Source organism: Paenibacillus sp. B1-35, from assembly GCF_050474385.1.
In the GTDB taxonomy this organism is placed as follows: Bacteria; Bacillota; Bacilli; order Paenibacillales; family Paenibacillaceae; genus Paenibacillus_B; species Paenibacillus_B alvei.
Map to the genome: position 1 here is coordinate 1 of NZ_JBCHVJ010000005.1, position 20,256 is coordinate 20,256.

The following is a 20,256-nucleotide window of genomic DNA, read 5'->3' on the forward strand; positions in this document are numbered from 1 at the left end:
GTCCCAGTGTGGCCGATCACCCTCTCAGGTCGGCTACGCATCGTCGCCTTGGTGAGCCGTTACCTCACCAACTAGCTAATGCGCCGCAGGTCCATCCATAAGTGACAGATTGCTCCGCCTTTCTCATTTCCCTCATGCGAGGAAAATGCCTATCTGGTATTAGCTCACGTTTCCGTGGGTTATCCCAGTCTTATGGGCAGGTTACCTACGTGTTACTCACCCGTCCGCCGCTAACCATCAGGAGTGCAAGCACTCCATCAAGTCCGCTCGACTTGCATGTATTAGGCACGCCGCCAGCGTTCGTCCTGAGCCAGGATCAAACTCTCCGTTAAAGTTAAGTTTGAACTGCTCATATCTTTTGACGAGGTATTGCTACCTCATTCACAAACGTTGCTCGTTGTTCAGTTTTCAAGGAACTTGTGTTTCTATTAAAGCAGCTAATGTCTTGTGTCATCAGCGCTTAATTATTATATCTAATCGACATTTTCTTGTCAACAACTTTTTTTAAGTTGTTTGTTGTTTCTTTTAACAAGTTTCGTGTCGAACCGACAAGAAATAATTTATCATATATTGAACCATTCTTGCAACAAGAAAAATATTACATTTAGTAGAACGATACAGGACGCTAGTAAACCGTTACCTGTATCGCCCCCTACCACAAGGAAACTTTAGCAATGTGATGCTGTTAGTGTCTTCATTACTTGTTGGTTTTCAGATTCATTTGTAGGCTCGGCATTCTCCGTAAATAATGAGCCGTCTTTAATTGTTACGATTCGATCACACAAGTCGAGTACACGTTCATCATGGGTAACCATTACGGCTGCCTTCTGTCTGGACTTCACTTCAGCTGCCATCATTTCTACCACGGCTCTGCCACGTTTGGAATCGAGACTTGCTGTTGGCTCATCTGCAAGGATTAAATCAGCATCATTCATCAACGCGCGCGCGATTGCAACACGCTGCCGTTCCCCACCAGATAGTTTATCCGGATAATGATGCATACGGTGCACCATTTCAACTTCTTTTAACAACTGTACGGCTCTATCATTCGCTATCTGGTCATTGCAGTGTGCGAGCTTTGCAACAAGACGCAATTGATCAATTACAGTTAAATACGGAACTAAGTTTGAAGACTGAAATACAAAGCCAACATGCTCTAGCCGTACACGATTCAGCTTCCCTGGTGATATAGCAGTAACATCAGTACCTCCAATAACAACACTGCCGCTTGTCGGTGTCAGCAGCGCGCCTGCTATGGATAGGAATGTGCTTTTGCCGGAGCCAGATGGCCCTATAACCGCGACAAACTCCCCTTTTCCTACTCGAAGAGACACTTGATTCAATGCAGTTACTGCCGTTTCACCTTCTCCGTATTTTTTGCTTACTTGGTCTAACACGAGTATGTCTCTCATTTATTCCACCCTCCCAATTGCTTCAATCGCATCTACCTTCGCAATCCGACGCAGGGACAACAATGCACCGATAATCGAAACCCCTATCAATAATACCGAATACGGTGCCAGCACACCCGCTCCTAATTCGAACGGCATCGTTTCTGGGAACAGAGAAGTTAATCCAAAGGTTAATCCAATGCTGAGTACAACAGAAACAACAGCAAGCAGCATCACTTGACCGATTAGGTTTTTAGCTAAATACGCTGTGCTTGCGCCAATCGCCTTAAGAACACCAAACTGGTTCGTTTTTTGCAAGGTAATGACATAAAAGAATACAGCTTGAACAAATGCTGCTATGACCACCAAGAAGGACAGCATCATAGATAGCGAGCTTTGTTCTTCTTTGTACCCAGGAATCCCCTTCAGTGCCTCTTGCTTCGTTGCGAGTTGAATTCCCGCTACTTGGTTGCTAAGCGACTGCTGCAGTGTCTCATCCCCAGTAATCGCCACCGCATTCAGACGGGGCATACGCTGGTCAAGAGATGTCATCAACGACTTTAAGCCTTCCATGTCAATGAAGACTACAGGCATGTGGCTGATCGATTGATGCTCTGCAAAGCCTACCACTTTAAGTGAGGCGGTCGTATCCTTGATATGAAGTGAGTCGCCCAATTTGACTCCCTTCATCTTAAGTGATGCATCCACGACGACCTCATGCTCTCCACTGCCTGACAACGATTTCCCTTCGGTGACCTTCGGCATGAGAATGCTGTTATGCTCAATGGCAAAGAGAGTCACGTCTGCTTTTTTCTCCGATTGTTCAGGAGACACTGTTACAAGGCTTTGAATAAGCGGGGCTGCATCCTTCACTCCCGCCTGTGCCTTGATTTCATCAAGCTTCTTCCAATCCAGGGTTGAGCGGTTTAGCTTATTGTCACTATCTGATTGAAATACTAGATAGTCTGCATTCATTTCTTTAATTGCCGATGTTGTTGCAGCCGACAATCCGTTGGCAAGTCCAGATACGATAAAGGTTAAGCAGGCGACGAGCACCATAATGAACCCGATCAACATAAATCTCGATTTGGCATGCTTCAATTCTCGTATCGCCAAAAACATTATTCAATCACTCCTATCTACTTTACACAAAATACAATTTCTAAAAAGGGACGACCACGTCAGCAACGATATTCTGCTTATACTTTGTCACTTTTCCAACTGGACGTTCCTTTAAACACTTTCTATAGTAGATAGACTTCATGAACCGAATATGAACGACTCATTACAGATTAACTTCAAAGGGGAATCTGCTTTGCAACTTCTATTGTTACAGGCGGTTGGGCGGCAAAAAAAAGGAGCGAGAAACTATCCGGCTTGCGGATAAATCCTCACTCCTATGACTTTATAATTACAGTGTTACATTTACATCGATACGAGCTGCACTCTCAGGCAGCTTCACGCGAAGCTCTTGGCGTGCTATATCATAGCTCCAGCCAGACGCTTTCTTTTCCAATTGCTCCGCAGAAACAGGCTCGCCGAGATCGCCAACGCTCTTCGGAGCAGTGGCAAGGCCGATCAGGCGGAAGCAGATGCTCTCACGTTCAGACTCATAGCCGCGTGTTGTATATTCCGCTGTCAGTTGAATCGAATGTTCAGACTCTGTAACTTGGATCAGCATTTTGTTCCATTTGCCGTTCTCGTATTCGAACGTCAGGCCGTCATCTTCATACCATTCCAATTGAGAAGTATGGCCTGCGCCTTGCAAGTAAGCGACCGCTGCCACATACTCTTTTGCAGCCTTCTCTCCTGCATGCTGACGTACCGGCCCTTGCAACAGAATTGCGCCTGAGCGAACGAATATCGGAAGCTTCTCAAGCGGTGAGTGCACATGAATATGCTGCTTGCCCGCAAAACGCTCCCCGCTCCAGTAGTCCACCCACTCGCCCTCTGGCAAATAAATGGAACGATACTGCGTATTTGGGCGGTAAATCGGTGCAATAATAACCGAATCACCCACCATGAACTGATCGCACAAGTTGTATACTTCAGGATCTGTCGGGTATTCCAGTACAAGTGGGCGCATGAACGGAAGACCTGTTGTAGATGCTTCATAGAACCAGTGATACAGGTAAGGCATCCATTCATAACGCATCGAAATGTACTGTTGGCAGATCTTCTCGATTTCTTCGCCGAACGACCATGGCTCCTGACGAAGCATGTCGATCGCACTGTGGTTCCGGACATATGGGAAGAACACACCCATTTGCGTCCAGCGTGCAAGCAGTTCACCGCTAGCATGGTGAGCAAATCCACCGATATCCGGGCCTGCAAATGGTACACCGGATACGCCAAGGTTTAACACCATCGGCATTGCCATTGACATGTGCTCCCAGAAGCTGCGATTATCGCCTGTCCATACGGCTGCATAGCGCTGCACGCCGCTGTAGCCTGCACGCGTCAATACGAATGGTCGCTTGCCTTCAAGCAACGCCTTCAAGCCTTCGTAGCTTGCTTGAGACATGAACATGCCGTACAGATTGTGTATTTCCCCATGTGTTTTGCGGTCGCCTTCATTTTTATGAATGACGTTCACGTCCATCGTCTTCGTTTCGTTGAAGATCGCTGGCTCGTTCATATCGTTCCAGATGCCATCGATACCTAGATCGGTATAGAAGCGTTGGTTCTCCTTCCACCAGTCACGCACGCGCGATTCAGTGAAGTCAGGGAATGCGCTCTCCCCTGGCCATACTGATCCTGTATAGATTTCACCTTCCGCAGTTTTACAATAGTAGTCGTTGTCGACACCTTCCATATATACCGCGTACAATGGATCCTTCTTCACACCTGGATCGACGATCGGCACGATGTGGAAACCAAGCTCCTTGAGCTCATCCATCATCTCCTTCGGATTCGGGAAACGATTCTCATCGAATGTGAAGACACGATATCCATTCATATAGTGAATGTCGAGATGAATAACGTCACATGGGATTTCCTTCTCACGGAACGTATGAGCCAGGTTCAATACTTCCTGCTCATCCATGTAGCTGTAACGGGATTGGTGATATCCAAGTGCCCATTTCGGCGGCAGCGGCATGCGGCCAGTCAAGTCGCCGTAACGGACAATGACATCCTTCATCGATGGCCCTTCGATCCAGTACAAATCGAATTCGCCTGTCCACGTTTGCATCATCGCCATATCAGCAAATGTACGCATATCGAATACGGTCTTGCCCGGGTTATCCAAGAACAAGCCGTAGCTGCTGCCTTGATTCAGTACGGTCAAGAAAGGAATAGATTGATACAAAGCTTCCATTTCCGGTACATGCGGTGCATATACGTCAGAGTTCCACATCGTATAGCGCTCGCCTCGCTTGTCGAGGAAGCCTGTTTTCTCGCCAAGTCCGTAAATATGGTCGTCCTTATCCAAGGCAACAAACGCAGTGTAATCGCCAACGGATTCACGGTTGCGCTGCAGGCTGACCAATTCCACATTCGGCTGGTTCTCGTTGCAAATACGAAACGCGCCGGATTGGCGATTCACTTCGAGAATCGTATGACCGATTGTAATAGAAACAAGTTCATCCGTAGTAGACCACTTCATTGCTTGTGGAATACGGCTGTCCTTGTTCACAATTGCCGGGGACGTCTTCCAGTCCGGCTGATGTCCTCTATATGTCTTGATGCGGATTACTCCGGCACCAACTGAAGTGATTGCGAGATTGAAGTATTTACCGACTAGCCATAACGAACCATCTTGCTCAGCAATGCGAGAGATCGCTCCTAGCTGTACACCTGTCTGTATATGTGTCTGTTCACTTGCGTTGTCCGGATGTATAGCTGCACTAGTATCTTGCATGATAATCCCTCCGCTGTTCTACCCTAGAATTGTGTATCGTCCGCTTTTGATCACGAGATCATTCAGGATGCAACCGAACATCGAATCTTGCAATCACTGTTGGGTTCATGCAACCTTCTCCGTGATGAAAAAGCGGACTTTCTGCCTAATCTCATACTTTTATTTGCCTGCACAAACCGTCAGGCTCATCAACCCTTGCTTGCACCTGCTGTCAAACCTTCTACGAGGAAGCGCTGTAGGAACAAGTACAGAAGCGCAATCGGAACTGCGATCAATACCGCGCCAGCCGCAAACATCGTAAAGTTGGTTGATGCATTGTTGACCATGTCCCAAAGTCCAATCGCAAGCGTATATTTCTCTTTAGAGCGAAGGACGAGACGGGCAAAGATAAAGTCGCCCCATGCACCGGCAAATGTCATTAGTCCCACGTACGTAATCATCGGCTTCGACAACGGCAGCATGATTTTGCGGAATACGATCCAGTGTGTCGCACCATCGATGCGTGCGGATTCTTCCAAGCTCTTCGGAATCGTATCGAAAAATCCTTTGACCACGAATGCCCCCAGCGGTGCACCCGCAGAATATACGAGAATTAACGCGAAATGCGTATCAAGCAAGTTCAATTGCATCAGCAAAATGTAAATCGCAATCATACTCATGAAGCCTGGGAACATCCCTAGTACGAGCATCCCGGACATAAGGTTTTTGCGGCCATAGAACCGGAACCGCGATAATGCGTATGCCGTCATGACGACAAGAATGACTCCAAAGATCATATTACAGGTAGCAATCTTCAACGTGTTCAAATACCACTGTCCGTATTGATATTCCTGTGAAGTAAACAAGCTTACATAATGTTCGAAAGTCGGATTTTTTGGAATGAGTGATTCACTGAAAATCGATGTACCCGGACGAATAGATGACATGACAATCCAAATTGTCGGATACAGTACGCATACTGCAATTGCAATAAGCAGCAAATAGCTGAAGGACAGACGAATAAGCGATTTTTTCTTAGCTCCTGTACTCATTGGATCATGTCCTCCTCTTTAAATGATTTCGTCCGGCGATAACTCCAGATCGACAGAGATGCAACAATGATAAAGATGATAATACCAATGGCTGCCGCGATATTATATTTATTGTTATCGAGTGTCAGCTTATACAACCAAGTAACAAGCAAGTCGGTGCTTCCTGCGTATTGGTATTCACCGTTCGGCGGGTTACCGTTCGTCAGCAAGAAGATAACGTTAAAGTTGTTGATGTTACCTGCGAACTGACCAATCAAAATTGGTGCTGTTGAATAAAGAATCATCGGCATCGTAATAGCCTTGAACTTATGCCATGCAGTTGCGCCATCAACTTCAGCCGCTTCATACATATCTTTAGGAATGGTTGTCAAGATCCCAATTACAAGTACCATCGTAACCGGAATACCTACCCACATGTTGACAATCAATACCGTTACTTTCGCCCAGAAAGGATCAGAGAGCCATGGAAGCTTACCTAAGCCGAAGTAGTTTAAGTATTGGTTGATAGGCCCAAATTCTCCGTTAAACATGTTCTTCATAATCAAGAACGACAACATTTGTGGAATTGCATACGGGATGATGAAGATTGTGCGCCACATTGTCTTCATTTTTACACCCGGTTGTTGAATCAAGAGTGCGACCAAAATACCGCCGAAGTAGCAGGTAACGGTAGCAAGTATTGCCCAAATGATGGTCCATGTCAGTACACCGTAGAACGTACCGCTCCATGTACCAAGCTGCAGAAGATCAACAAAGTTCTGGAATCCAACCCAGCTAACCAGATTTTTCGGTGGAACGTGATCCGGCGCTGAATAGTTTGTAAAGGCAAGCAGAATCATAAAGATGATCGGCATGATCGTAAAGAACAATACTGCTGTTGCTGGCAGTGCCAGGAACAAGTAAGCAAACTTCGTTTCTTTTACATAAGCCAAACTTTCCAGGAAGTTGTTCGGCTTTTTGCCTTCTTCCCGCAGCTGCCCAACTGCTTTCGCGTCTTTGACGACGAGTACATATATCCAAATGAAAATAAACAAAACGAGAAGTGTGATTAATCCGGTTATAAGCAAGTGAATGGAATGGTCACCATGGACTGGTTTATATACTCTTCCGACCTTAACCATTTGTGATGTTTGTGTACCAAGTGTGTAGATTCCCCAAATCGCTCGCGGCAAATAGTTAATCAGGTAAAACAATCCGACTGCTTCAAGCAGCATCAGCAAAATACCTTTCAGGTACTGGCGATTAAAGATCTGTCCCAATCCCCAGAACAGAGCAGACAACACAGCTGCCTTCTTGCCTGTGCCAGGCGAGGCTTTCATTGGCGACGGCTCTTGAGAAGTGCTATTCGTATGGTTTGCGGTTGTCGACACCGATTGTGTAGTGCTCATATCGCCTTTCTCCTTTCCTACTCTCCAGTAGCTATCCAATAAGTATGCATGGTAGGCATGTATCTAGGAGGTCTATCTAACAAACAACCCGGGCAAGCATTATTCACTCCCCGGGCCACTTGTGTTACTCCTTACTTGATCGCATCTTTTATTTGTTTAACGGCGTTATCAAGCGCTGCCTTAGGATCTTTGCCTTTATTCAAAATGTCTGCCAAGCCTGCAGCCATTGGGCTCCATACGTTACCCATTTCTGGGATAACCGGCATTGGGTAGGAGTTCTTGAATTGCTCAAGTACAGCTACTGTGAATGGATCACTTGTTACTTTTGGATCTGCCGTAGCTTCTTTATTAGAAGGAACGAGACCATTCAATTCATAGCTTTTCAATTGAGCTTCCTTCGTGGAAGCGAATTCCGCAAACAGTTTTGCTGCATTTGGATATTTCGTGTAAGAGTTCACATACCAAGCTTTTACACCAGAGAATGTCTTGGACGGTTGGCCATCAATGCTAGGAATTGGAGCTGCGCCCAGATTAATGCCTGTTTTCTTCAAGTCTTGGATTGCCCAAGGGCCGTCGATGTTCAGTGCCAATTGACCGTTAGCAAACAAGCCTTTCTTAACATCGCCTGTTACGTCAGATGTTGTGAGTGGAAGCACTTGCTTCGCAAAGTCTTGCATAAACTGCGCACCCTTAAGTGCGCCATCGTTGTTCAAGCCAACGTCTGTTTTGTCTGTGCCTTCTTTACCGAATACATATCCTCCCGTTGTAGCGAGGAACAGGTAGTCATAATAGAAGTTTCCGATTTCCCACATGTACGTATATTTTTTATTTTTCAAGTCATTCATTTTCTTCGAAAGCTCAATAACTTCTTCCATTGACTTAGGTGGTTCTGGAACGAGATCCTTGTTATAGAACATGATGAGTGTTTCTACGGAACGCGGATAGCCGTACAGCATTCCGTCGTAGCTTGTTGCGTTGACAGCCAATTCAGAGTTTTGTGCACGCGTTTGCTCTTCAAAGTAATCGTTCGGCAAAATCAGACCGGCTGTTACTGCCTTACCCAAGTTGTCGTGCGGGAATACGACTACGTCTGCACCGATGCCAGCTGGTCCGTCGTTCATCAGCTTGTTCACTTGGTCAGGCGCTGCTACTTCTTCGTATTTCACGTCAACATTGTACTTTTCTTTGAATTGCTTCGCGATTTCTTCCATAAACGCACGTGATTCTTTACTTTCCCATACGAGAAGGGATGCGCCTTCTTCCGGCTTCAGCTCTTCGTCGCCTGCGCCTTGATTCGTTATATCCTCATTCGTCGTTTGGTTGTTCGCAGAGGAGGAATCTTTGCCGCCTGTGGAACATGCTGTGATTGTAAAGACCATCATGACTGACAACAACATTGCTACCCATTTCTTCATGTTAGAAATAGCCCCTTTCAATTCTGGTTCAGGATCTGCATGGACAATGCGCAAAGGCGAAGGCCTGATGCTATATTTCAAAGCTTTTGCGCTGTTTTATGCAAACCTTTGCACAATGGAGTAAAAAAAATGATTCCTTGCTAAATGTAATGTTGTAAACGGTTACCTACAAATCGAATTATACACACTGCGCCTAGGTATGTAAAGCGTTTGCATAAAACTTTTTTTTGCATTATACTTTGGGACATCAACGGAATATTTTCCATTATTAAGCGAGGTTTCGAATATGGCGGTAACCATTATAGATGTGGCTGAAAAAGCTGGCGTGTCTCCTTCTACGGTATCGCGGGTTATTTCCAATGACTCCCGAATCAGTCAGAAGACAAGCCGTAAAGTTCGCAAAATCATGGATGAGTTAGGCTATCATCCAAACGTGATGGCGAAAAGTTTAGTTACGAAAACTACGAATAATATTGGCATTATCCTCCCCCGGCCTGCGGATGAATTATTCCAGAACCAATTCTTCTCTGAAATCATTCGTGGAATAGTGAGCAAAGCAGCGGCGTGCCATTACGATGTGTTAATGACTTCAGCAACCAATGAAGAGGAGGAAATCAAAGCGGTAGAACGGCTCGTCCATGGCCGCAAGGTAGATGGGATCATCCTGTTGACCGCACATAAGGAGGATCCGAGCATCACCTTTTTGCGTGAAAAGAAGTTCCCATTTGTGCTCGTTGGTCGCAGTGAGCATTATGTCGATGTTACTTCTGTCGATAACGATAACATTGCAGCGTCGCAAGCTATTACCAAGCATTTAATTGAACTCGGGCATAAACGCATTGCCTTTGTCAGCGGACCATTCGAACTTACGGTGTCCAAAGACCGCATGGACGGCTACAGCAAAGCACTGCTTGAAGCTGGCATTCCCTTCAATTGCGATTATGTATATGAAGGCGCATTCACTCCAGAATCAGCTGGCCAGGTTACGGAAAAGCTCCTGCAGCTAGATCAGCGTCCGACTGCAATTATTGCCATCGACGATGTGGTTGCATTCGGTATTATCCGAACACTCTGGAATAATGGATTTAATGTCCCTGAGGACTGCAGTGTGGTTGGCTTCAATAATACGCTATTGGCTGAAATGTGCTTGCCTCAAATATCTAGTGTAGATATCGGTACGCATCAGATGGGACAATCTACGGTTCAAGCGCTTGTACAGCGCATTAAGGGCGACGGCTTCGATCAGGCTCGGATTATTATTCCGCATCAAATTATTTGGAGAGACTCTGTGCAAGCACCCACATCTGAGTAGTTTGTGGAGCAATTGTGAGGGGTTCAGTGATGAGTGAATTGGATCGGCTCTATGATTTGACATACATCAATAAGACTTGCACCAAGGAGAATGATCTCATGGCCATATCTAGCAAGTGGATTAATGGTTTACGAACAGCATTACTCGTATCTGCAATTTCACTCGTAGTTGCCGGCTGTCAGTCTCCCTCAGTTGCTCCTTCTACGGCTAAGACAGTTCAGGAAAATAAATCGACCGAAGCAGTTTCGGGAACGGTCACAAGCAAGTTGAAGCTAGCAGATGCATTAACACCGATGGGGGCAAGCAGTGGAGTCTACTATGAAATTTTTGTCCGCTCTTTCTATGACACGAACGGAGATGGCATCGGCGACCTAAATGGAGTTACGGCGAAGCTGGATTATCTGCAGGAGCTTGGAGTTAAGCACCTCTGGTTAATGCCTATCAATCCCTCCCCTTCTTATCACGGCTATGATGTAACGGACTACTACGGAATCAATCCAGATTACGGAACGATGGACGACTTTAAGCGTCTGCTTGAAGAGGCCCATAAGCGAGACATCAAGATTGTGATGGATTTCGTAGTCAATCATACGAGCAGCGAGCATCCGTGGTTCAAGGAATCGGTGAAAGGCAAAGACAATCCAAAGCGTGATTGGTATATGTGGGCCGAAGATTTGAAGCTTGATCCAGCAACAAGAGGCGCTTGGGGTCAGCAGGCTTGGCATGAGAAAGACGGAAAGCATTATCTCGGTGTCTTCTGGGATGGCATGCCCGATTTGCATATGGACAATGCTGAGGTACGAGCTGAGATCAAGAAAGCTGCGCAGTTCTGGCTGAAGCACGGTATAGACGGCTTCCGCTTGGACGCAGCCAAGCATGTATATGAGGACTTTTACAATACGAGTCAGAATCCAGAAGTCGTACAGAACAATCAAAAATGGTGGCAGGAATTCCGCCAAGCTGTTCAAGAGGTAAATCCTGAAGCATATCTCGTTGGCGAGGTATGGGATTCACCAGCGGTTATTGGGCCGTTCCTGAAGGACGGACTGCACTCCGCATTCAACTTCGATATGGCAAAGCGGATGATTTCGATGGTGCAGGATGAGAAGGATTCCGATATCGGTTCGATGATGAGCCGTATATACAACTTTTATAGCAAGCAATCAGATGGCAAGTTCATCGATGCTCCATTCCTAACGAATCATGATCAGAATCGGGTCATGAGCGAGCTTCAGGGCAATGTGAATCATGCGAAGATGGCTGCTTCTGTGCTGCTGACGCTGCCAGGCAATCCGTTTATTTACTATGGCGAAGAAATTGGTATGCTTGGCTTGAAACCTGACGAACGACTGCGTGAGCCAATGAAATGGACGGCAGTTGAAAATGGCGCTGGAATGACAAGTTGGGAGCCAGCTTCTTCAAATAAGACGGTGGCTCCTGTAGAGCAGCAGATGAAGGATACGAGCTCACTGTGGAGCCACTATAAAAAGCTGATTGTGTATCGCAATTCAGACAAGGTGCTGCAGCAGGGCGGCATTCAATCGTATAAGACGAACGTCTCTGAAGTAGCCGGCTATTACCGTGCTACGAAGGAAGATGCACGGCTTGTGCTGCATAATTTGTCTGGCAAAGAGCAACAGATACAGTTGTCCGAGGACGTGGCTGCTGAACTAAAGACATTGGCATTTTCTAGTGTGGATGGTGCTGCCCTGAAGGATGGGGCTTGTACACTTCCGCCGTACAGTACGATCGTGCTAGCGCCATAGACTTGTGGAAGTTTACTGGTATTTGGTGAAATTGAGGCAGTTGACTACGAATGTCTTTCTGTTTCAGCTAGGTTAGTCTGAAAAACTATTCATTTATTTTATTCATATTGTTACTTGTTAAAAATGCTCTAATCTCTATGACCAAGTTAAGGGAGGACTTCAGATGTTACTCGAAGCTATTTATCACCGTCCGAAGCAAAACTGGGCTTATGCGTATGACCGTAAGACAATCCATGTGCGTATCCGTACGAAAAAGAATGATGTTGAGCGTGCTGCCGTTTATTTTGTGGACAAGTTCGATTGCGAAGGCGGTATTGGTAGAGCGGATATCGTTCCGATGACATGCTTGTATCAGGATGAGCTGTTCGATTATTGGCAAGCAGAGGTTGTTCCTCCATTCCGCCGCTTGGCCTACGCCATTAAGCTGGAATCCGGTACAGAGCACGTATGGATGACAGAGCGCGGATTCCAAGAGGAGGATCCAGTTCCTGCGCATCGATGGTTCGAGTATCCATTTTTGAATCCGGCAGATATCTTCACTCCCCCAGCATGGGTGAAGGATGCGGTATTCTATCAAATCTTCCCTGAGCGTTTTGCAAACGGAGATACGAGCAATGATCCCGAAGGTGTGCTGCCATGGGGCGGAGAACCAAAGCCGGATAATTACTTCGGCGGGGACTTGCAAGGGGTTATTGATCACTTAGATCATTTGGAGAAGCTGGGAATTACTGCGATTTACTTTACGCCGATCTTTGAGGCGACTACGAATCACAAGTATGATACGAAAAATTACATGCAGGTCGATCCTCATTTTGGCTCAAACGAAAAGCTGAAAGAGTTGGTTAAAGCCTGCCATGGTCGCGGCATTCGCGTGCTGCTTGATGCCGTGTTCAATCATAGCGGTTATGCGTTCGAACCTTATCGGGATGTGCTGGAAAAAGGGGAACAGTCCGGTTACAAAGACTGGTTCCATGTTCGCCAGTTCCCGTTAGAGGTCGTTGACGGCATACCAACATTCGATACGTTTGCCTTTACGCCAATGATGCCGAAGCTGAACACGGAAAATCCGGAAGTGAAGAAGTATTTGCTAGAAGTTGCACGCTACTGGATCGAAGAAGTGGGCATCGATGGCTGGAGATTGGACGTAGCTAATGAAGTAGATCACCAGTTCTGGCGTGAATTCCGCCAAACGGTGAAAGCTGTGAATCCAGACGCCTATATTTTAGGCGAGATGTTCCATGAAGGCATGATGTGGCTGCAGGGCGACCAATTTGACGCCGTCATGAACTATCCGTTCACATATGCGATGCATGATTTCTTTGCTGAAGAAAAGGTAGACGGCTTGCAGTTCTCACAAGCGATTCAGCATCAGTTGGCAAGCTATCCGCAGCAAGCAAACGAAGTGATGTTCAACCTGCTCGACAGCCATGATACGACTCGCCTGCTTACGCTGTGCGGCGGCGACAAGCGCAAAATGAAGCTTGCTGCCTTGTTCCAGCTTACGTTCCTCGGTACACCGTGCATCTATTACGGTGATGAAGTAGGTTTGGACGGCGGTCATGATCCAGGCTGTCGCAAATGCATGGAATGGGATGTATCGAAGCAGGATCAAGATCTGCTGAGCTTCTATCAGGGCGCAATTGCGCTTCGCCATGCCAATGCTGCGCTTCGTACGGGAAGCTTCCGCTTTATCCATGCAGTAGACAGTGATCGTGTAATCGCGTATGAACGTACTGATGAAAGCGGACGTTGGCTCTTCGTGTTGAATGCATCTGAAGAGAAGCGTACGGTGCATGTAGCAGCATTCGATGGTTGCGAAGGATATTGGATGGACGTTGCGCTGATCAGTGATGAAGCTAGCCGTGATGGGGTTCAAGGTTCTAGCACAGGGTTGCAGGTTGAGGTTGAAGGCATGAGCTGGAGGATTTTGAAGCTGGAGAATTAATTTATGATTTGAAGTCGCAATTTGCTAGTTTAACCCGCAAGAAATCTAGTTGCTTGGAATAAATTATGATATATTCATAACAACACAATAATGGCTTATGGGCGGTTGGCTAGTCTCCTTCAAAGGAGGTGATGCCAGTGAGCGTATTTGAAGCATTGAGTCTAATGTTCCTTTTCGGGATGTTCATTCTTGCTTTGCTCACCTACTTAAAGAAAAAGTAGACCGCCCTCTCGCAAAGGTATGCGGTCTACTCCAGTAGATTGCTCACTTCGTTAAAGCCAACCACTCATTGAGCGGTTATTGTGGGAAGAAGGTCGCAGTTACCGCTGCGATCTTCTTTTTATTATACGCAAATTGTAGCATACATATTCTTACTGTTCAATAATGCGATGGTGAATCCGGTTCTTGATGAAGCAATGTCCGAATGTAAGACGTATAGTGGCGCATTACTGATGTAGTTTCTGTTATGCTGCTCATCAGTTTCTAATCCAGTTGCTTCTCCAATTATCTCGATTACTCTTCGGAACTTCTTGCACCAAGCGCCTCGTTCAGCAACCGGATCAGCTCATTTTCATCCGTAATGACAGGGATTCCAAGCTGCTCGGCTTTGGCAAGTTTACTGCCTGCCTTCTCTCCTGCGATAACCAGATCGGTTTTCTTCGACACGCTGCCCGTTACTTTCGCGCCGCATGCTTCCAGCTTGGCAGTTGCCTCATCGCGCGTTAGCAATTGCAAGGAGCCAGTTAATACGACCGTTTTGCCATAGAATATCGAGTCTGTATTTACCTCAGCCGGCTGCTCTACGGTTTGCGGCTTCACACCCAGTTCCAACATGCGGTCGATGCTCGCGCGGTTAATTGGGTCAGCAAAATACGTTACGATACTGTCCGCCACAATCGCACCAACATCCTGAATTGCCACAAGCTCCTCTTCAGAAGCCTGCATGATGTTTTCCAACGTGCCGAAATGCTCGGCCAATGCCTTCGTCGTCGTTTTGCCCGTATTCGGAATTCCGAGCGCGAACAAAAAGGCCGGCAAATCACGTGTTTTGCTCTTCTCGAGCGCTGCCAACAGGTTGCTCGCCTTTTTCTCACCGAAGCGATTCAAGCCCATCAACTGCTCAAGCGTGAGCGCATAAAGGTCGGATGGCTCATGTACATTTAGCTCATCATGCAGCTGTTCGGCAGTCATGACGCTGAATGTTTCGATGTCCATTGCATCTCGCGAAGCAAAGTGCGCCAAACGGGCCACGATTTGCGGTTTACAGTTCAGCTTGTTGTTGCAAAACAGGTGCGCGCCCCGCATCTCAAGTGTGTAGCCACAGGACGGGCATTCCGTCGGATAAACGATTTCTTCGCCGCCTTCCTCATCAGGAACACGACCGAGAATTTCAGGAATAACATCGTTCGATCGACGAATAAATACGCGTGCACCAAGCGCATGCTTCAAGTTTTTCCGTTCGATATCACCGATATTGTTCAGCGTACAGTTTTGTACCGTTACACCAGCCAGCTCAACGGCTTCAACCCTGGCTACTGGCGTAATCTTGCCGGTACGTCCAACCTCCCAGCTTACCGATTCGAGCACGGTTGTCGTTTCTTCCGCCTCAAACTTGAAAGCCACCGCCCAACGCGGGAATTTATCCGTGTATCCAAGCACCTCTCGCGTCCGCATATCAGTCAGCTTGACGACAGCTCCATCGATCAAGTAATCAAGAGATTGGCGCTGTTCCTGAATCTGATGGAGCTCCTCCCGCACCTGCTCAATGGTATCAAAGTACGTGACATATGGATTCACCTTGAAATGATTATCCTTCAAAAACTGCATCATTTCCTGATGGTTGTTGAAAGCAACTCCATCGGCATAGCCCACGTTATAGAAAAAAGCACTCAGCTTCCGCTGTGCTGTTACCTGCGGATTCAAGTTGCGAAGCGCTCCAGCCGCTGCGTTGCGAGCATTTTTGAGCGGCTCTGCTGCCGTTTCATTATAAGCCTCAAGCACAGACAGGTTCATAATGCCTTCGCCTTGAACTTCGATCGTCCCTTCCTGGAAAGGAATAGACAAAGGCACAGAGCGGATCGTCTTCACCTGTGGCAAAATCCCCTCACCAATGACACCATTTCCACGTGTGGAGGCCTGAACCAGCAGTCCATCCGTATAAGTCAAATTAAGCGTCAAGCCATCAAACTTCAGCTCCACGACATAAGATGGATCCGGCAGCGGCTCCTCGTCAGGATGCTTGGCGTTATAATCCTGGATCAGCTTCATCACGCGTTGATTCCAAGCGAACAAATCCTCTTCATCCTGCGCTTTGTCCAAGCTCCATAGACGGGAGAGATGACGATGCGGCTCAAATCCCTTGAGTAGTCCGCCCCCTACCCGCTGGGTTGGAGAATCGGGCAATACAATGCCCGTCTCCTTCTCAAGCGCTACCAGCTCATCATAAAGCTTATCGTATTCTTTATCCGAAACGACAGGATTATCCAGTGTATAGTAATAGTGATTATATCGTTGTAATTCCGCCACGAGTTGTTCCATGCGGGTTTGCGCATTCGCATTTGTCACAGAGGTGGCTCCTTCCTCATATCAAATCATTCTATTTGGGTAATATACATTATACTTTGTTAACCGGAGCAAAAGCAGCCAACAGTCGCTTTACACCCACCGGCGCTGGGAAGGCAATTTGCAATTCTGTATCTGTTCCCTCTCCCTTTACCGATACGATCACACCTACGCCCCATTTCGCATGGGACACTTTGTCCCCTGGCTGATAGTCTCCAGCTTGGGCACCCGCTTGCTTCACCTTTTCTGCTGCTGATGTTACAGTCACACTTGAGCCGCTGCTTGCGGTTGTTTTTCCTGCTCCCGCTCCGCCGGCTGCACGCCATCCAGTCTGAGCGGTACTGCCTATGCCTTTCGTGCCAGGCGCTTGTGTGCCACCGCCACCAGAATAACCGAGTCCTCGCCCTCCATATGATGCAGAAGTAGCATTACGGCCATAACGATCGAAGCGGCCATAACGTGTGCCCTCCGGCGTAGCATCTTCTTTCACTTCATCTGGAATTTCCTCAAGAAAGCGAGAAGGAGGGTTGGCATTTGTTCGTCCAAACAAGGTACGTGTGCGTGCACAGGTAAGGAATAATTGCTTCTCTGCACGAGTTATACCTACGTACGCCAATCGACGTTCTTCCTCCAACTCCTCATTGTCGCTGAAAGCACGGCTGTGCGGGAACACGCCCTCTTCCATACCTATGATGAAGACGACTGGGAATTCCAATCCCTTCGCACTGTGCATCGTCATCAGGATAACGGCATCTTCCTGCTCGTTGCCTTCCTCGTCGTTCATGGAATCGATATCTGCGATCAGTGCAAGATCGGTCAGGAACGAAATCAAGGACTTGTCCTCATTGCGCTGCTCGAATTCCTGCGTAACCGACAAGAACTCGTCGATATTCTCAAGGCGCGCCTTCGATTCCAGCGTATTCTCGCGCTGCAGCTCCAGCTTGTACTCGGATAGTTCGAGCATTTTCTCCGTTAATTCCGTAACGGATAAATACTCCACCATGTGATTTAAATTATCGATAATCGCACGGAACTCGCGCAGTGCGCCCTTGGTTTTCGGCGAAATATCCAAATCGTCCATGTCGGCGATTACTTTCATCATCGATGTGCCGCGAGTTGCCGCTGCTTCAGCCAGCTTATTCATCGTTGTGGCCCCAATGCCCCGCTTCGGCACATTCACAACACGCTCTAAGCTGATATCATCGTCCATGTTCGAAATGAGACGCAAATACGCAAGCAAGTCCTTAATCTCTTTGCGATCATAGAACTTAACGCCGCCTACGATCTGGTACGGAATATCCGACTTAATCAGAATTTCCTCGATGACACGGGATTGCGCATTCGTCCGATACAATATCGCATGGTCGGCGTAATGCTTGTTCGCCATATGGTTCTTTTTAATCTCAGAAGTTACGAAGTAACCCTCATCATGCTCTGTATCCGCCTGATAGAGCTTAATCTTCTCTCCCTCACCAGCTTCTGTCCACAGCTTCTTCGGCTTGCGGCCAGCGTTCAGCTTAATGACGCCATTCGCGGCATTCAGGATATTGGAGGTTGAGCGATAGTTCTGCTCCAGCATAATCGTCGTAGCCTTCGGGTAGTCACTCTCGAAGTTCAAAATGTTCGTAATGTCGGCGCCGCGCCAGCGATAAATCGACTGGTCACTGTCCCCGACGACGCAAATGTTCTGATGCTGATCAGCCAACATCCGGCACAACATATATTGCGCACGGTTCGTATCCTGATACTCATCGACGTGAATGTATTTGAATTTTTTCTGATAGAAATCCAATACTTCCGGAACATCCTTGAACAATTGAATCGTCGACATGATCAGATCGTCGAAATCGAGCGAGTTGTTGCTCTTCAAACGCTTCTGGTACATCGCATATACCTTGGCTACAATTCCATCAAAATGGTCGCCAATCTTCTGCTCGAAGCGACTTGGCGTCAGCAATTCGTTCTTCGCTGTACTAATTGCAGCTTGTACCGCACGTGGATCGAATTTCTTCGTATCCAGATTCAATTCCTTCATGCATCCGCGAATAACGGACAGCTGATCCCCCGAGTCAAGAATCGTAAAGTTCGAGGTGAAGCCGATGCGATCAATATCCTTGCGCAGGATACGCACACACATCGAGTGGAACGTGGATACCCAAATGTCTCTTCCATCCGGGCCAACCAGCTTGGATACACGCTCCTGCATTTCTCGTGCCGCTTTGTTCGTAAACGTAATGGCCAGAATACTCCATGGCGGCGCCTTCCTCGTAGCGATTAGGTACGCGATGCGGTGCGTTAGTACGCGTGTTTTGCCAGAGCCCGCTCCTGCCATAATGAGCAATGGCCCCTCAGTGGTTTCTACAGCTCGCCGCTGTTCAGGATTCAAGCGCTTGATAGCGTCTTGAATGTCGATGGACGCCCCAAAGTTTCCATACGTGTTCGAATACGAATTCGAGTTTGAGTTGGTGCTACCATTAGGATCCGGTCGTAAAAAATCAAACATAATGTGTGCAGTCTCCTTTCTGCAGTTATCTGAAATAAGTCGTATATGGTCTATTTTTAGATGTCAGCAAACTTTAACTTAATGGTCAACAAACTATAACTTTAAATTTGTTTCTTTTACCGCTTGAACAGTTGCGAGGGCTGCTTCCAAGTCGTCATAAACGACATTGCCCACAACTACTGTGTTAGCTGCGGCAGCAGCCGCTTGAGCTTGTTCTATCGTACGAATGCCGCCGCCATAGAACAGTTGCGCATGGCTTAGTGAGCTTTTTACCTTCTTCACAAGCTCCATATCGCCAAACATGCCGCTGTACTCTGCATAGATGACTGGAAGACGCATCAGCCTGTCCCCTGCTTGTGCGTATGCTGCTGCTGCTGCAGGAGACAACTGCGTATCTGCTTCCGTTATCTTTGCCGCTGTTGCATCAGGATTCAAAATGATATACCCTTCTGGGATTAACAGATCCCACGGGATCATATAACCATATTGCTGTATAGCTTCCCGATGTTGACCAACGAGCCAATTCGCATTTTTCGTGTTCAATACCATCGGAATCATATAGGCATCAAAACCGGGCACAACCGCATCCAATTCGGACACTTCGAGGACGGCAGGCAGCTCGTACCGCCGAATGCGGGACATAAGGTCTACCGTGTTCTCGAAAGTAACCCCACTTGATCCCCCGACCATTATCGCATCTGTTCCTGATAAACATACACGATCCAGCGCCTCATCGCCAATTTTTTTGTCCGGGTCAAGCTTGAATACGTGCCGCCAGTCATCTATTGGTTGTAAAGGCGTCTTCACGTTGCGTTTCCTCCAGGTCTGCCGCTCATGCATGTGAGTGGTACGTTGAGCGACCTTAATTTTAAAGTTCTATATTGTAGTGTACCAGAAATATGCCTAGGGGTGGAGGGAAATGGGTGCCATATATGAGGCTGAGAGATAAGAGCGAATAGAATGTATGTTCTTATTGTAATGGAAAATACGTTGAAAGTGAACATGTCCTTTTTAGAGAAAAGTACTATAAATTGTGTTCCTACAAGGAACATACTTCTAGCTGATATGTTATAATCACTAC

The 20,256-nt window shown here is 47.1% G+C and carries 13 protein-coding genes and 1 rRNA gene; 4 read left to right on the top strand and 10 right to left on the bottom strand.

The window, feature by feature from the left end; translation table 11 throughout:
* The 7 genes from ACQ5BJ_RS16805 to ACQ5BJ_RS16835 all read right to left on the bottom strand — a co-directional run.
* Positions 1-332, bottom strand: a 16S ribosomal RNA gene (locus ACQ5BJ_RS16805); the annotation flags it as partial.
* Positions 333-668: 336 nt separating this feature from the next.
* On the bottom strand, positions 669-1,412 hold the full coding sequence (locus ACQ5BJ_RS16810) for an ABC transporter ATP-binding protein (protein ID WP_430111607.1): 744 nt from the start codon (positions 1,410-1,412) through the stop codon (positions 669-671).
* Positions 1,413-2,513, bottom strand: a complete 1,101-nt coding sequence (locus ACQ5BJ_RS16815) for an ABC transporter permease (protein ID WP_005544605.1) — start codon at positions 2,511-2,513, stop codon at positions 1,413-1,415.
* Positions 2,514-2,802: 289 nt separating this feature from the next.
* Positions 2,803-5,253: a TIM-barrel domain-containing protein gene (locus ACQ5BJ_RS16820; RefSeq protein WP_430111609.1), complete on the bottom strand. Its 2,451-nt coding sequence runs from the start codon at positions 5,251-5,253 to the stop codon at positions 2,803-2,805.
* A gap of 188 nt (positions 5,254-5,441) precedes the next feature.
* Complete coding sequence (locus ACQ5BJ_RS16825; RefSeq protein WP_005544607.1) at positions 5,442-6,284, bottom strand: sugar ABC transporter permease; 843 nt, start codon at positions 6,282-6,284, stop codon at positions 5,442-5,444.
* Positions 6,281-7,603, bottom strand: coding sequence for a carbohydrate ABC transporter permease (locus ACQ5BJ_RS16830; RefSeq protein WP_430111980.1), 1,323 nt, complete (start codon positions 7,601-7,603; stop codon positions 6,281-6,283). The genes ACQ5BJ_RS16825 and ACQ5BJ_RS16830 overlap by 4 nt, the downstream gene beginning before the upstream one ends.
* 200 nt (positions 7,604-7,803) lie before the next feature.
* Positions 7,804-9,087: a sugar ABC transporter substrate-binding protein gene (locus ACQ5BJ_RS16835; RefSeq protein ID WP_430111611.1), complete on the bottom strand. Its 1,284-nt coding sequence runs from the start codon at positions 9,085-9,087 to the stop codon at positions 7,804-7,806.
* A 286-nt stretch (positions 9,088-9,373) separates the two neighbouring features.
* Between ACQ5BJ_RS16835 and ACQ5BJ_RS16840 the strand changes: the two genes are divergently transcribed.
* The 4 genes from ACQ5BJ_RS16840 (at position 9,374) to ACQ5BJ_RS16855 (ending at position 14,331) form a co-directional block, all read left to right on the top strand.
* Entirely contained in the window at positions 9,374-10,399 is a 1,026-nt protein-coding gene (locus ACQ5BJ_RS16840) for a LacI family DNA-binding transcriptional regulator (RefSeq protein WP_005544610.1), read from the top strand.
* 29 nt (positions 10,400-10,428) lie between these two features.
* The gene (locus ACQ5BJ_RS16845; RefSeq protein WP_005544612.1) at positions 10,429-12,165 is read left to right on the top strand and encodes an alpha-amylase family glycosyl hydrolase; all 1,737 of its coding nucleotides are present in this window, start codon (positions 10,429-10,431) and stop codon (positions 12,163-12,165) included.
* 163 nt (positions 12,166-12,328) lie between these two features.
* Positions 12,329-14,110 carry an alpha-glycosidase gene (locus ACQ5BJ_RS16850; RefSeq protein ID WP_430111614.1) on the top strand — a complete coding sequence of 594 codons (1,782 nt, stop codon included), beginning with the start codon at positions 12,329-12,331 and terminating at the stop codon, positions 14,108-14,110.
* A gap of 131 nt (positions 14,111-14,241) precedes the next feature.
* Entirely contained in the window at positions 14,242-14,331 is a 90-nt protein-coding gene (locus tag ACQ5BJ_RS16855; protein ID WP_254912210.1) for a putative holin-like toxin, read from the top strand.
* A gap of 292 nt (positions 14,332-14,623) precedes the next feature.
* Here ACQ5BJ_RS16855 and ligA read toward each other — a convergent pair whose 3' ends face one another.
* From ligA to ACQ5BJ_RS16870, 3 genes are all read right to left on the bottom strand, one after another.
* Entirely contained in the window at positions 14,624-16,648 is a 2,025-nt protein-coding gene (gene ligA / locus ACQ5BJ_RS16860; RefSeq protein WP_040735669.1) for an NAD-dependent DNA ligase LigA, read from the bottom strand.
* Between the two features lie 76 nt (positions 16,649-16,724).
* Positions 16,725-19,175 (bottom strand): DNA helicase PcrA, encoded by a 2,451-nt coding sequence (gene pcrA, locus ACQ5BJ_RS16865; protein WP_005544617.1) that lies wholly within the window; start codon positions 19,173-19,175, stop codon positions 16,725-16,727.
* A gap of 93 nt (positions 19,176-19,268) precedes the next feature.
* Positions 19,269-19,982 carry a heptaprenylglyceryl phosphate synthase gene (locus ACQ5BJ_RS16870; RefSeq protein ID WP_430111616.1) on the bottom strand — a complete coding sequence of 238 codons (714 nt, stop codon included), beginning with the start codon at positions 19,980-19,982 and terminating at the stop codon, positions 19,269-19,271.
* Positions 19,983-20,256: the final 274 nt, after the last annotated feature.